This window comes from Halomonas sp., assembly GCF_052095695.1.
Lineage (GTDB): Bacteria > Pseudomonadota > Gammaproteobacteria > Pseudomonadales > Halomonadaceae > Vreelandella.
On sequence record NZ_JBQDLQ010000005.1, the window covers coordinates 1 to 14,095 of the forward strand.

At 54.3% G+C, this 14,095-nt stretch carries 9 protein-coding genes and 1 pseudogene; 9 read left to right on the plus strand and 1 reads right to left on the minus strand.

Annotated elements, in window-relative coordinates; translation table 11 throughout:
• Nucleotides 1–655: 655 nt before the first annotated feature.
• Nucleotides 656–1,369 carry a histidine utilization repressor gene (gene hutC / locus ACTH5D_RS01665; RefSeq protein WP_441667923.1) on the plus strand — a complete coding sequence of 238 codons (714 nt, stop codon included), beginning with the start codon at nucleotides 656–658 and terminating at the stop codon, nucleotides 1,367–1,369.
• A 71-nt stretch (nucleotides 1,370–1,440) separates the two neighbouring features.
• Here the strand turns inward: hutC and ACTH5D_RS01670 are convergent, their stop codons facing one another.
• A complete protein-coding gene (locus ACTH5D_RS01670; RefSeq protein WP_441667924.1) occupies nucleotides 1,441–2,763 on the minus strand; it encodes a YjiH family protein in 1,323 nt (440 codons plus the stop codon).
• 311 nt (nucleotides 2,764–3,074) lie between these two features.
• Here ACTH5D_RS01670 and hutI point away from each other — a divergent pair, with 311 nt between their 5' ends.
• The 8 genes and pseudogenes from hutI (at nucleotide 3,075) to ACTH5D_RS01710 (ending at nucleotide 14,083) form a co-directional block, all read left to right on the plus strand.
• Nucleotides 3,075–4,289, plus strand: coding sequence for an imidazolonepropionase (gene hutI, locus ACTH5D_RS01675; protein ID WP_441667925.1), 1,215 nt, complete (start codon nucleotides 3,075–3,077; stop codon nucleotides 4,287–4,289).
• Entirely contained in the window at nucleotides 4,279–5,256 is a 978-nt protein-coding gene (gene hutG, locus ACTH5D_RS01680) for a formimidoylglutamase (RefSeq protein WP_441667926.1), read from the plus strand. The genes hutI and hutG overlap by 11 nt, the downstream gene beginning before the upstream one ends.
• A 129-nt stretch (nucleotides 5,257–5,385) precedes the next feature.
• The gene (hutU, locus tag ACTH5D_RS01685; protein WP_441667927.1) at nucleotides 5,386–7,062 is read left to right on the plus strand and encodes a urocanate hydratase; all 1,677 of its coding nucleotides are present in this window, start codon (nucleotides 5,386–5,388) and stop codon (nucleotides 7,060–7,062) included.
• Nucleotides 7,063–7,186: 124 nt separating this feature from the next.
• Complete coding sequence (locus ACTH5D_RS01690) at nucleotides 7,187–8,782, plus strand: BCCT family transporter (RefSeq protein WP_441667928.1); 1,596 nt, start codon at nucleotides 7,187–7,189, stop codon at nucleotides 8,780–8,782.
• Nucleotides 8,775–10,319 carry an HAL/PAL/TAL family ammonia-lyase gene (locus tag ACTH5D_RS01695; RefSeq protein WP_441667929.1) on the plus strand — a complete coding sequence of 515 codons (1,545 nt, stop codon included), beginning with the start codon at nucleotides 8,775–8,777 and terminating at the stop codon, nucleotides 10,317–10,319. Before ACTH5D_RS01690 ends, ACTH5D_RS01695 begins: the two co-directional genes overlap by 8 nt.
• Before the next feature lie 50 nt (nucleotides 10,320–10,369).
• Entirely contained in the window at nucleotides 10,370–11,905 is a 1,536-nt protein-coding gene (hutH, locus tag ACTH5D_RS01700) for a histidine ammonia-lyase (RefSeq protein ID WP_441667930.1), read from the plus strand.
• A gap of 92 nt (nucleotides 11,906–11,997) precedes the next feature.
• Nucleotides 11,998–13,334: pseudogene (locus tag ACTH5D_RS01705) on the plus strand (Na+/H+ antiporter family protein).
• A 536-nt stretch (nucleotides 13,335–13,870) separates the two neighbouring features.
• Nucleotides 13,871–14,083: a hypothetical protein gene (locus tag ACTH5D_RS01710; RefSeq protein ID WP_441667931.1), complete on the plus strand. Its 213-nt coding sequence runs from the start codon at nucleotides 13,871–13,873 to the stop codon at nucleotides 14,081–14,083.
• The last annotated feature ends 12 nt before the right edge of the window (nucleotides 14,084–14,095 follow it).

Here is a 14,095-nt window from a genome sequence, read left to right on the forward strand (position 1 = left end):
TGTCCAATCTCCTTACGCATAGGATCGGACTCTAAAGTGTAGCGCTACTCAATCAGGGGGGGGACGTCGCACGGACAAATAATAATTAAAAGGAAAGCCCGTGCTTATCAAGGTAATGATGCTGGTGCTCTGTTTCGCGAGCGTGGCCAGTGCTGAGAAATCGCCAATTCAGTGGATGGACAACCCAAGCCGAGCTTGTTGTGAGTGGTGAAGAAATCGTGTGCAACGACTTAGTGTTTGATGCGATACCCGGCGCGTTGTTGATTGCCCAAGGCGGATGCTGTCGTATGTGCTCCAAAGGAAAAGCATGTGGCAACTCATGTATTAGCCGTAGCAACACCTGCCATCAACCCAGGGGGTGTGCTTGTGATGGCTAGGTGAAGGCTGAGATGATTTTTAAGCCCCGTCCACACATATGCGGGGCTTTCTCGTTATGGGGAGGGGCCAGCACTATTGGTCTTTTGGTTGGTGCACCTAGCGCTTAGAAATGAGAGCTTAGAAATTAGGGCTTAGGATCTCGCCCAACGGTAAACGTGCGTGGCGTTTGCCTTACACACATAGCGGGTAAAGTGTTGATGGGGTAGCAGTGTGCTTTGTTAACCAAGGCTAGTAATATATCGGTATAGACAATCTGTCTTAATCGAAAAGGAGCTTCATGACTAGTCCTCCTCTCTATCAGCAGATCCGTCAACATCTGTTGGATAGGATTCAGTGTGGTGATTGGGAGCTGAATCATCAGATCCCCACGGAAGAGCGGCTGGCGAAGGACTTTGGCGTAAGCCGAATGACGGCCAATAAAGCCATTAGAGACTTAGTGCAGCAAGGGTACTTGGTGCGCCAATCGGGTGTTGGAACATTTGTGACGGACCGTAAGGTCGAGTCCTCTTTAGTCGAGGTCTACAACATTGCTGAGGAGGTGCTTTCTCGGGGGCATCGATATAGTAACGAGGTGATCTTTCAAGAGGCGATAGAAGCCGATGATGAAGTCGCGCTTCGGTTAGGCGTAAGGCTGGGTAGCCGGGTTTTTCATACGTTATTAGTGCACCATGAGAATGGCATTCCGATTCAGCTTGAGAACCGCTACGTTAACCCGCGCTGGGTGCCTAATTATCTAGACACCGATTTTTCTCGCCACACGCCTAATGAGGTGCTGGTCGCCGCCTGTCCTATGACGGATATGGAGCACATCGTTGAAGCGGTACTCGTCGATGAGCAAACGGCGAAATGGCTAAGTATTGATACTCAAACGCCTTGTTTGAGCATGGTGCGTCGTACTTGGTCTCAAGAGCACTTAATTAGCTATGCGCGTCTCATCCACCCTGGTAACCGCTACAAGTTACGCTCTTCCCTGCAAAGGAAAACCGCTTAAAGGTGAGAGGGTGGTTCCAGCCCAACGAGGTCGAGATACCGACCTCGTGGGCCTGTGGTGAGTGCTTGGGTTCAACTGATCAACGATTGAACCAGATAGCCCGCGGGCACGGCAAGAAGCAAGCTCAAGGCTACCCGGATAAACCACACGACCAGCATGCGGCCCACGGAAAGCGGTATGCTGGTGGAAAGAATGCACGGAATCGACGCAGAAAAGAACAGTACGCCGGAGACAGAAACCACGCCTGCAGCGAAACGGGCGACGAACTCCGCTTCGGCCATCAGCAGGGCCGGCAGGAACATCTCCGCAAGTCCAGAAGCAGATGCCTGCGCTAGCGCTGCGGCATCATCTAGCCCCCAAATGGCGACAAAGGGATAGAACAACCATCCCAACCATTCAAATAATGGCGTGTACTTCGCAACGATCAGCCCGAGTAGGCCTACTGACATGATCGACGGCAGAATGCTGATGGCCATTATCAGCCCTTCTTTAAAGTTGAGCGCTACGCTGCGGTGAAGGCTGGGCGCGTTGGCGGCAACCTCCGTGCCTGCTTGCCAGGCGGTGCTCAAGCGTTTCCCCGCGATTGCCTCCGGTTCTCCGTCACGCTTCTGGTCATCCATGCTTGCCAGAGGCGGCAGGCGAACCGTGATAGCCGTGACGATGAACGTAATCACCAGGGTGATCCAGAAGTACATATTCCAGATACTCATCAGATCCAGCGTACGCGCCACGATGATCATGAACGTTGCCGACACCGTGGAAAAACCAGTGGCAATGATAGCGGCTTCCCGGGCTGAGTATTGCCCCGCTTGGTAGACTCGGTTGGTGATCAATAGCCCGATTGAGTAGCTGCCTACAAACGAGGCAACGGCATCAATGGCCGAGCGCCCAGGGGTTCGCCAGATAGGGCGCATGACCGGCTGAACGAGTACGCCAATCAATTCCAGCAATCCATAGCTGATCAACAGGGCCAGAAAAATAGCCCCGATCGGTACGATTAAACCTACCGGAATGACCAGCTTTTCAAACAAAAAGGGCAGCATGTCCGGTTCGTGCAGAAAAGCGGGGCCCCAACCCGTTAACGCCATGACGGCCACCGCAACGCCGATGATTTTCAGTACGGTGAAGATGTCTTCGGTCAGCGTTCGTCGCCAATAGCCTTTGATCAATGGGTAGGCGGCGCCTGCCACGATCATGGCGAAAGCGTAAAAGCCGCTGTATTCCCCCATTAATGAGCGCAGCCCTGTGACCATATGATCGAGCAGGATAGTACGCCTTCCGCCTATCTCGATGGGAACAAAGAAAATCAGAATGCCTAGGATACTAGGTATAAAGAGTTTCAAGATGGTGGAAGTGCTGGTTCGCTGCTCGGTGGGCGGGCGTATAGCGCTCATGGGCGTGCCTCTAATGGTGTGGTTATCATTGATATCACCGCGCTGTGTTTATGTATATACAATAAATTAAACCTATCGGACATATCCGTATAGCGCTTTCAGGTAGACATTAGTCTAATTCGGCGGCCACCTTGCGATGCTTTTCTTTCTTCGTTTATATGAATAAGTACTTGTTATTTATTTGTTTATTGAATTTTTAAATTGCTTTATTTAACGTCACTTATTTCTTGTTTTCTTACTGCACTGCTTGACGAGGGGGTAAGGGGTGCGCTTAATTGTATATACATTATGTTTGCTCGGAGGAGGCCTCGATGTCCAATAACAAACGGCGCTACATTTGGCGTGATATCGGTGTCTTTGATGGTCTGAAAACGTTGCCGACGCCCATGGCCGTCATTACGCAAGGTGAGCGTGTTGTCACCGTAACGCCCATGGATGGCTTCGATGAGTCACTGGCTGATGGTTGCCAGGAGATGGGGCAGGGCGGCGTCATGACACCTGGGCTGGTGGACTGTCATACACATTTGGTCTTTGGTGGCGCGCGTGCCGATGAGTTCGAAGCGCGTTTGGAAGGCGCCAGTTATGAAGAGATTGCGCGTCGTGGCGGCGGCATTCTGCGTACCGTTTCCGCGACGCGCGAAGCGAGCGAAGAAGCGCTTTTCAACACTGCCTTGCCACGTCTCAAAGCGCTGGTCGAAGATGGGGTCACCACGGTAGAGATCAAGTCAGGCTATGGGTTGGACGTGCCCACTGAACTTAAGATGTTGCGTGTCGCCCGGCGCCTGGGAGAGGCATTGCCAGTACGTGTGGTCACGACACTGCTCGGTGCCCATGCTCTGCCACCAGAGTATGAGAACAACAGCGACGGCTATATCGATTTGATATGCAATGAGATGATTCCTGCCGCAGCGGCTGAAGGCGTGGTCGATGCCGTCGATGTTTTTTGCGAAAAAATCGCCTTTTCAGTCGCGCAATGTGAGCGAGTTTTTAAAGCCGCGCATGCCCATGGATTACCTATCAAAGCGCATGCGGAGCAACTCTCCAATTTGGGGGGGGCTGCGATGGCGGCTCGCTATGGGGCGCTGTCTGCTGACCATATTGAGTATCTTGATGACGCCGGTATTGCTGCCATGCGCGCAGCGGGTAGTGTGGCCGTCATTCTCCCCGGTGCTTTCCACACCCTGCGTGAAACGCAACAGCCGCCTATTAATAGGCTGCGCGAAGCGGGCGTGCCGATGGCAGTAGCGACCGACGCCAACCCAGGCAGCTCGCCGATATTTATGCCCACGTTAATGCTCAACTTAGCGTGCACGCTATTCCGCATGACGCCCCAGGAAGCGCTAGCGGGCATGACGGCCCATGGTGCTGCTGCACTGGGTTTAAAAGGGCAGGGGCTTCTTCACGAAGGCGCTGTGGCCGATCTATGTATCTGGGATATTGAGACGCCCGCTGAGCTGGCCTATGCGGTGCAGCCAGGCCGTTTACGGCAGCGCGTCTATCAGGGGGAATTAACCCATGGCCGCTGATACCTCAATTGATATGTCGCTGTGGCAGGGTCGCACCGATCCTGAACCCGATAGTGACCGCTGGCATCAGCGTATTGAGCCGCTAGCCAACAACGCCGCACCTGGGTGTGCATTGCTAGGGTTCGAAAGTGATGCAGGTGTTGCGCGTAACCAGGGCCGCACCGGTGCTGCTGAAGGCCCAAATGCGTTACGCCGTGCGTTGGCGCCGTTGGCCTGGCATCGCACAGCGCCTGCTTACGATGCAGGCAATGTGAGGTGTGTTGATGATGCACTAGAGGCTGCGCAACAAGCGCTGGCTGATCGTCTGACGTCACTATTAACCGATGGGCATCTACCTATTGTGCTGGGCGGTGGGCATGAAGTGGCCTACGCCAGTTGGCTCGGTCTGGCGCAGTTTTTTATGCCAGAAACGTCAGCTTCAAAAGAGTCTGGGCCAGAAGGTCTCGCGCCGCGGATCGGCATCATCAACTTGGACGCGCACTTCGATTTGCGCGATCCAGTGCATATTCGCTCCTCAGGCACCCCCTTCGCCCAGATTGCCGACCAGTGCCAACAACACGGCTGGTCGTTTCGCTACGCCTGCCTGGGGGTGAGCCGCGCTGCTAATACGCGCGCCTTATTTACCCGTGCCGCATCGCTCGGAACATTGATTCGTGAAGACCGAGAGATCGATGCGCTACGCCTGGATTCTATTGTCAGAGACGTGCAGCGCTTCATCGCCAAATGCGATCACCTTTATCTGACCATCGACCTGGACGTACTGCCTGCCGCCGAAGCGCCTGGCGTGAGCGCCCCCGCCGCGCGAGGTGTTTCGCTGGCCTTGATAGAGCCGCTTGTTGAAGTGGTGCGTGACAGCGGCAAGCTTCGCCTCGCTGATCTAGCTGAGCTTAACCCCAGCCTGGATATTGATGGCCGCACCGCCAAAGCGGCGGCTCGTCTCGTGCACTTGCTGACCTTTGATAACTGAACTTTTAAAACCGAACTTTTAAAACTGAACTTCGAAAACCGAACGTTGAAAGCTAGCTAGCCCTGGATGACTGACAGGGGAGCTCATCTTGCTCATTTAATGATGAACAGAAACACAAGGAATGACGCCATGTTACCCAACGATAAACGCCACGATGCTTCACGTAGAATCATTGCGCCGACCGGCACTAAGCTCAGCTGTAAGAGCTGGTTAACCGAAGCGCCGCTACGTATGTTGATGAACAACCTTCATCCTGATGTCGCCGAAAGCCCCGAGGACTTGGTGGTTTACGGTGGCATTGGCCGTGCTGCTCGTGACTGGGCGTGCTACGACAAAATCGTCGAAACGTTACAGCGCTTGGAAGAGACTCAAACGCTGCTTGTGCAGTCGGGTAAACCCGTCGGTGTCTTCGAAACCCATAAGGATGCACCCCGGGTGCTGATCGCCAACTCCAATCTGGTGCCGGCCTGGGCTAACTGGGAGCACTTCAACGAACTGGATCGCAAAGGCTTGATGATGTACGGCCAGATGACGGCGGGTTCTTGGATCTACATCGGCTCCCAGGGCATTGTGCAAGGCACCTATGAAACCTTTGTTGAGGCAGGGCGGCAGCACTACGACGGTGAACTCAAGGGACGTTGGATTTTGACCGCCGGGCTGGGTGGTATGGGGGGCGCTCAGCCGTTGGCGGCGACGTTGGCCGGTGCCTGCTCGCTGAATATTGAATGCCGGCAGGCGAGCCTCGACTTCCGCTTGCGTACTCGTTACCTGGATGAGCAGGCTGAAGACCTTGATGATGCCCTGGCGCGTATTGAGCGCTATACCGCCGAAGGTAAGGCTATTTCTATCGGTTTATGTGGTAACGCCGCCGATGTGCTGCCGGAGCTGATTAAGCGCGGCATTAAGCCGGATATGGTCACGGATCAGACCAGCGCCCACGACCCATTGCACGGTTACCTGCCTTCCGGCTGGACATGGGAAGAGTATGTGGCGCGTGGTAAGAGTGAGCCTGAAACCACCGTCAAGGCGGCCAAGCAATCAATGGCAGTGCACGTGCAAGCGATGCTCGACTTCCAGAAAATGGGCGTGCCTACCTTTGATTACGGCAACAACATTCGCCAGATGGCAATGGAAGAGGGGGTGGCGAACGCGTTTGATTTTCCTGGCTTTGTGCCCGCCTATATCCGCCCGCTCTTTTGCCAGGGCATTGGCCCCTTCCGCTGGGTAGCGCTCTCCGGGGACCCCGAAGATATTTATAAGACCGACCAGAAGGTCAAAGAACTTATTCCTGACGACCCTCATTTGCATAACTGGCTCGATATGGCGCGTGAGCGTATTAGCTTTCAGGGGTTGCCTGCACGCATCTGCTGGGTGGGGCTTAAAGATCGTGCCCGCCTGGGGCAGGCCTTCAATGAAATGGTTAAGAGTGGCGAGTTGAAAGCACCGATCGTGATTGGTCGCGACCATCTCGATTCAGGTTCTGTGGCCAGCCCCAACCGTGAAACAGAGGCGATGATGGATGGCTCAGATGCTGTCTCCGACTGGCCATTACTTAATGCACTGCTCAACACCGCCGGCGGCGCCACTTGGGTGTCGTTACACCATGGCGGTGGGGTCGGTATGGGCTACTCCCAGCATTCTGGCGTGGTGATTGTATGCGACGGCAGCGATGATGCCCACGCCCGCTTAGGCCGAGTACTGCGCAACGACCCGGGCACTGGTGTGATGCGCCATGCCGATGCTGGCTATGACATTGCTAAACAGTGCGCTAGCGAAAACGGTCTTGATTTGCCGATGGTCAAGTAAGCATCCCCATTAAGCTTCGATACCTTTAGCGTCCCTGGACACAAGGATAAAGGTGTCGACAGGCAGCATGTCGGCACCTGATAAAAAAAACGCTATAACAATAAACTTCGACAGGAGACATAACATGTCACGAACAGACAGGAAACAGTTAAAGCGAAGCGTCTTTATACCCGCCTTCGTGATTGTTCTGTTGGCCGTCATCATTGGCTTAGTTAATAACGAACTGCTGGTCAGTGTGGCTAGGCAGTTATTTTATCTCTCGCTATCCGATTTTGGCTGGCTTTATCAGTTGCTGGCCATTTCAACGCTGGGAGTGACCGCGTTTATATTCTTTTCCAAGGCTGGCAATATTCGATTGGGTGGGGCAAACGCTAAGCCTACGTTTTCGTTGCCGGCTACCTTTGCCATGGCGTTAACCGGTGGGATAGCGACGGGGGTGGTCACTTACTCTGTCAATGAGCCTATTATCTACCTGGGCAATATTTATGGCGAGATTGCCAATCAGTCATTTGAACCCAACAGTGGTGAAGCGGCGATTTTTGCTCTGGCCAGGAGCTTCCATAATTGGAGCTTTATTCCCTATGCCATGTACTCCATTGTGGGCTTGATGATTGGGTATATGCACTTTAATCGCAAAGAACGCTTTTCTATCTCTTCGACACTCTTCCCGCTATTAGGTAGTCGCGAGCGAAGCCCCGTCGTACGCGCCGTGGTCGATGTTATTTCAATACTTGCCATCGCACTGGGGCTTGCATCGTCTTTAGGGGCTGGCCTAGCGCTGATTAGCTCTGGCATTGAAGCTGAGTACGGTATCGCTTCTAACCCGACTACTTGGCTGATTTTAACGTTGGTGATTTCGGCGATCTTTATTACTTCGGCGGTGTCCGGCCTCAAGCGGGGCATACGGTTTTTATCATCGGTCAATGCTTATATCTTTTACGCGTTTGTCGCCATTCTGTTGATTATTGGCCCCTTGAATTACATCTTAAGTTTATCGGTCACCAGCGTGGGTTACTGGTTTGATAACTTCTTCCTGTGGTCATTCGACACCAAAGAGTCTGGCGGTGAAGCGCTGGTCACCTGGTGGACCCTGTATGACTGGTCGATCTGGATAGCCTACGCACCTTTGATGGGCCTGTTTCTGGCGCGGATCTCCTATGGCAGAACGCTACGTGAGTTCCTGGTGATTAACTGGATTCTGCCTTCTGTGTTCGGCATCGTTTGGTTCGCAATATGGGGTGGGTCAGCCATTAAGTGGCAGATGGATGGCACCCTCGACCTTGTTAGTGTGGTGACCGAGAACGGTGCGGTATCAGGGCTGTGGGGCTTTCTGCAACATTTACCCTTGTCCTCCTTGTTAATTCCGTTAGCCATTGTAACGCTGGTCATTTCTTTCTCCACGTCGGCTGACTCAATGTCTTCAACCATTGCGACCATCTGCACTAAAGACATGACCGCGGAAGAAGAGGCTCCTCGTAAGCAGAAAATTCTCTGGGGTCTTTCAATTGCGATTATCGCCTATGTGATGGTGGCCTTCGGGGGTGGTGCTCAGGGTGTCGACGGTATTAAGTTCCTGGCGGCAGCGGGAGGTTTTATCGTGCTGTTTCTGTTTACTCTGATTGTGGCTTCTGCGGTGAAGGTTTTCATTATGCAAGGAGCTGGTGAGCCTGCAAATAAGCCAGCGCTTTCCGTTGAGCAGACCGGAGATGCATATGAGTGAGTTATCGGAGCATCTTGAAATCGGCACGACACCTCCTGCTTGGTTGGAGGTGGTCAAGGTCGCCCGCCATGGGTATCCGTTATCGCTGTCGCCTCAAGCCTGGGAAAGGGTGAGCAGCGCGCGCGAGGCTGTCGAAAAGATTGCCGCTTCAAGCGTGCCCCATTACGGCATTAATACCGGTTTGGGGGCGCTGTGCGATGTGGTGCTTAAGCAAGATGAGCTGCAGCGCCTTTCACACCACACTTTGATGAGCCATGCCTGTGGCGTTGGCACACCGCTGCGAACGGAACAAGTCCGGGCGATCATATGCTGCGCGGTGATCAACTATAGTCATGGTTACTCCGGTATTAGCTTGGCCGTGGTGAAGGGACTTATAAGGCTATTGAATGAGCAGGTGACTCCGGTCGTACCCTCGCGTGGTTCGGTGGGCTACCTCACTCACATGGCGCACATTGGGCTGGTTCTGATAGGCCATGGCGATGTTGATTTTCGCGGACAACGCATGCCTGCCAAGCAAGCGCTGGATGTTATCGGTATGCCGACGGTAACGCTTGGCCCCAAAGATGGTTTGAGCCTCGTGAATGGTACCCCCGCGATGACGGGATTGGCTTGCCTGGCGCTTGCCGATGCTGCCCGCCTATCGGCGTGGGCGGATATTGTCGGCGCTATGAGTTTTGAAGCATTGGGCGGGCAAATGAATGCCTTTATGGCGGAGGTGACGGCCCTAAAACGCCACCCAGGCGTTCAGCAAACAGGTGACAACTTGCGTCGGCTTCTCGCGGATAGCCCGCACCTCACGCGCCATAAAGGTCAGCGGTTACAGGATGCGCTGAGTCTGCGCTCAATGCCTCAGGTACATGGAGCCTGCCGAGATCAGTTCGACCACGCATCCCGGCAGATAGAGAAAGAGCTTCACTCAGCGACCGATAATCCATTAGTTATTCCACATAACGGTGGCTATCAAATTGTGTCGCAAGCCAATCCTCACGGTGCTTCGGTGGCGATGGCATGCGATCTACTTACCATTGCTGTCTGCGAGTGGAGCTCAATCTCCGAGCGGCGCGCTTATCGACTGGTATCACCTCAGGCAAATCAGTTACCGCCTTTCTTGACTGCCGAAAGTGGCGTCAAATCCGGCATGATGATCGCCCACTATTCGGCTGCCTCATTGGTAGCGGATAACAAGCGTTTGGCTCAGCCTGCCGTCACTGACAACTTTGTGACCTCGGGGCTACAGGAAGACCACCTAAGTTTGGGTGAAAGCGCAGCCCTGAAGCTTGATCAGGCCATCGACAATGCTTTTTACGTCCTGGCTATCGAATATCTGTTGGCCGCTCAGGCCTTGGATTTGATAGACGGTGAAGACTTCGCCGTGGGTACTTCACTGGCCTGGAAATCACTTCGCGAAGCCCTCCCTGCTTATCAGGAAGAGCATGCTCTGCACTTAGATATACAGAAGGTCTACGAACGATTGCGAAATGGCCAGGCGCTGGAACAAATTCTGCCTATAGCGCCGAACTTACTGCCTGGCAGTTAGACAACACAATTTTGTCGTTTAACACCCTTCTTATCTCTAAAGGCGATCAAATGAAACATCTAGAAATTCAGCCTGGCAAAATGACCCTTGCCCAGGCCCGCCAGATCCATCAAGCGCATGCGCCTGTTACGTTACCGGAAAGCGCCAATGCGGATATCCAGCGAAGCGTTGATTGCGTTAATCGGGTCGTCAGTGAGAACCGCACGGTATACGGCATTAATACGGGGTTCGGCTTGTTGGCCCAGACCCGTATCGCCAATGAAGACCTTGAATCGCTACAGAGCTCCCTGGTGCTATCTCATGCCACTGGCGTGGGAGTGGCGATAGATGATGCGCTGGTGCGTTTGGTTATGGTGCTCAAGGTCAACAGCCTGGCAAGAGGCTTCTCCGGCATCCGCCGTGAGGTGTTGGATGCCCTGGTGGCATTGATCAATGCAGAAGTGTATCCGCATATTCCTCTGAAAGGATCAGTAGGGGCATCCGGTGATTTGGCCCCTCTGGCGCATATGAGCGTTGTGCTGCTGGGCGAAGGCAAAGCCCGCTACAAAGGGGAGTGGATTTCCGCCACAAAGGCGTTGGAAATAGCTGGGCTGGCGCCCATCACGCTGGCACCCAAAGAGGGCCTGGCGCTGCTTAATGGCACCCAGGTATCCACCGCCTATGCCTTGCGGGGCCTGTTCGACGCCGAAGACTTGTTTGCGGCGGCAACGGTATGCGGTTCGCTAACCGTAGAAGCCACCCTGGGGTCACGTTCGCCCTTCGACGCCCGCATTCATGAAGTGCGTGGTCAGCGGGGCCAAATTGACGCGGCCGCCGCTTACCGCCATCTGCTCGGTGAACAGAGCGCCGTCGGCGACTCCCATGCCAACTGCGATAAAGTTCAGGATCCCTATTCGTTGCGCTGCCAGCCACAGGTGATGGGCGCTGTGTTAACCCAGATCCGCCAGGCAGCCGAGGTGCTGGCGGTGGAAATCAACGCGGTCTCTGATAACCCGCTGGTGTTTGCCGAGCAGGATGACATTATTTCCGGCGGTAATTTTCATGCTGAACCGGTGGCCATGGCCGCTGACAACCTGGCGTTAGCCATCGCCGAGATCGGCTCTCTTACCGAGCGGCGTGTCTCCTTGATGATGGACAAACACATGTCCCAGCTACCGCCATTTCTGGTCGAGAACGGCGGGGTCAATTCCGGGTTTATGATCGCCCAGGTTACCGCCGCCGCCCTGGCAAGTGAAAATAAAGCCTTGGCGCACCCGCATAGTGTCGACAGCCTGCCTACCTCGGCTAATCAGGAAGACCATGTCTCCATGGCGCCAGCTGCCGGTAAGCGGTTGTGGGAAATGGCCGAGAATGTATGTGGCATCTTGGCCATCGAATGGCTGGGAGCCTGCCAGGGGTTGGACATGCGCCAGGGCTTGACCACTACTCAGCCGCTAGAGCAAGCCAGGCAACTACTGCGTGCCCGCGTCACCCACTACACACAGGATCGCTTCTTCGCGCCGGATATCGAAGCTGCCAGCGACCTGATACGCGAGCGCACGCTAACCCCACTGGCTCATCCGCATACGCTGCCAAGCCAGCATTAAGGCGTTTCATGCTTCCCTATGGCGCTAGGCTGTGATGTCCCCAGGCCATAGGGAACGCACTCTTTACCATCTAACAACAAAGTAGGCTTTTCATGAATGCTATCGTTCTGGCTATCCTGGTGATGGTTGGCTTGAGTCTTGCGCGCGTTTCAGTTGTATTTGCGCTTATCGTCGCCACGCTGGTCGGTGGGTTATACGCGGGTATGCCCATTGGCGAGATCCTTGACGCCTTTAATGAGGGGCTGGGAAATGGCGCCACCATCGCGCTCTCTTATGCGGTATTAGGCGCCTTTGCCGTCGCTTTATCTCGTTCGGGTATCACCGAGCTGCTGGCCAGCCGGGCCATTAGACGCTTCCAGCTAGATGAGTCTGGTGGTAGCCGCCGCACGGTGACCTATACACTGCTGGCGGCGCTGTTAGCTGCGGCGGTCAGCTCGCAGAACCTGATTCCTGTCCATATTGCTTTTATTCCAGTGCTGGTACCGCCGCTGCTAAAGCTGATGAACCATCTGAAGCTTGACCGGCGACTGGTGGCTTGCGTGATTACCTTCGGTATCACGGCGCCTTACATGCTACTGCCCGTGGGTTTTGGGGCGATTTTCCTCAATGACATACTGCTCGCCAACCTCAACGAAAGTGGCGCGGCGCTGGGGTTGGAAGTGACACGCCAAATGGTGCCACTGGCAATGGCGATTCCCATTGGTGGCATGGCATTAGGGTTAGCGGTGGCCGTGTTCTGGAGTTATCGCAAAGGGCGTGACTACCAGGATCGTGAGTTGGCCCATGGGGATAAATCGCCCCAGGAAGCTGCGCTTTATCTTGCCGGGTGGCAAAAGGCCATGTTGGTTATTTCCCTAATAGGTACGGTCACCGTGCAGCTGATGACGGGCTCTATGGTGCTGGGCGGTATCTTTGGGTTTGCCTTGCTCTCCATGAGTGGCGTGTTCCGCTGGCATGAGCAGGACGGTATCTTTACCGAGGGGGTGCGCATGATGGCTTTATCATGATTTCAGCGGCAGGTTTTGCCAGTGTGATGCAGGCCAGTGGCGAGGTGGAAGGGCTGGTGGCGAGTTCTGCCGAGCTTATCGGTGACAATAAAGGGTTGGCCGCATTGATCATGCTGCTGGTAGGGCTGTTTATCACCATGGGCATTGGCTCTTCGTTTTCGACCATTCCCATTATTGCTTCGCTCTATGTGCCTTTGGCTTTGAGTTTTGGCTTTTCGCCCATGGCGACAGTGGCATTAGTGGGCACAGCCGCCGCCCTGGGCGACGCAGGCTCACCCGCGTCAGACTCGACCCTGGGCCCCACCGCAGGCCTTAACGCCGATGGGCAGCATGACCATATCTGGGATAGCGTGGTGCCCACCTTCCTGCACTACAACATCCCGCTGATTGTGTTCGGCTGGGTTGCAGCCATGGTGCTTTAAATTAGTTGAATGGATAAGCCCACATTACGAACTCGGCAGCGCATAAGCATCACCTAACCATGAGCTAGCGTATGGCCAACGCCCCGCCTTTGTGCGGGGCGTTGGTGTGTTAGGCAGGGGCAAGGAGGGCGGAAGGGTGGCCAGCCTTGTGCGAGCGCCGGCCCCACACCGACCGCGACCCACGTCGCGCCATCGACGCCCCGCCCGCGCGCTACATGGTGTGGTTTTTATGCACCCCCGTGCCCGCCGCCAAGCCTCGCCACTGCTGGGCTGGCTGGTGAAAAATGGGTGCATGAAAATTATGCGAATTCATGCACTTTTATGCACTTTTTAGCAGCCAGGTAGCAGGTTATTCCCTAATTATAAGCCAACGTTTAAAAGATCGTTGAAAACGACATTCCTGATAAGTCCCGGAAAAGCCCTGAAATTCCAGAAAAGCATGCTTTAAAACAACCAAAAGTCGCAGATGATCGAGTTGTACGAGCGTGCGGAGATGATTAATACTCAAAAAAATTAAGAGTGGGGAGCTAGGCGCAATGAGTACCAGTTCGCTGGCCAGCACGATCTGCCAATCATCAGTAAATGCTAGTGATATTGCGGGGCAATACCCTTACTTGATGACAGAAGGACTCAGCCCTTCCGGTTCAGAAATCATCACACTCGACTTTCAAATTAGCTATCGTCCCGAAACGTTCAAGTTAGCCAATACTTATGGTCAGTTCATTCACGTTATGCAGCTGGCAAAATGATTAGTGTTATGC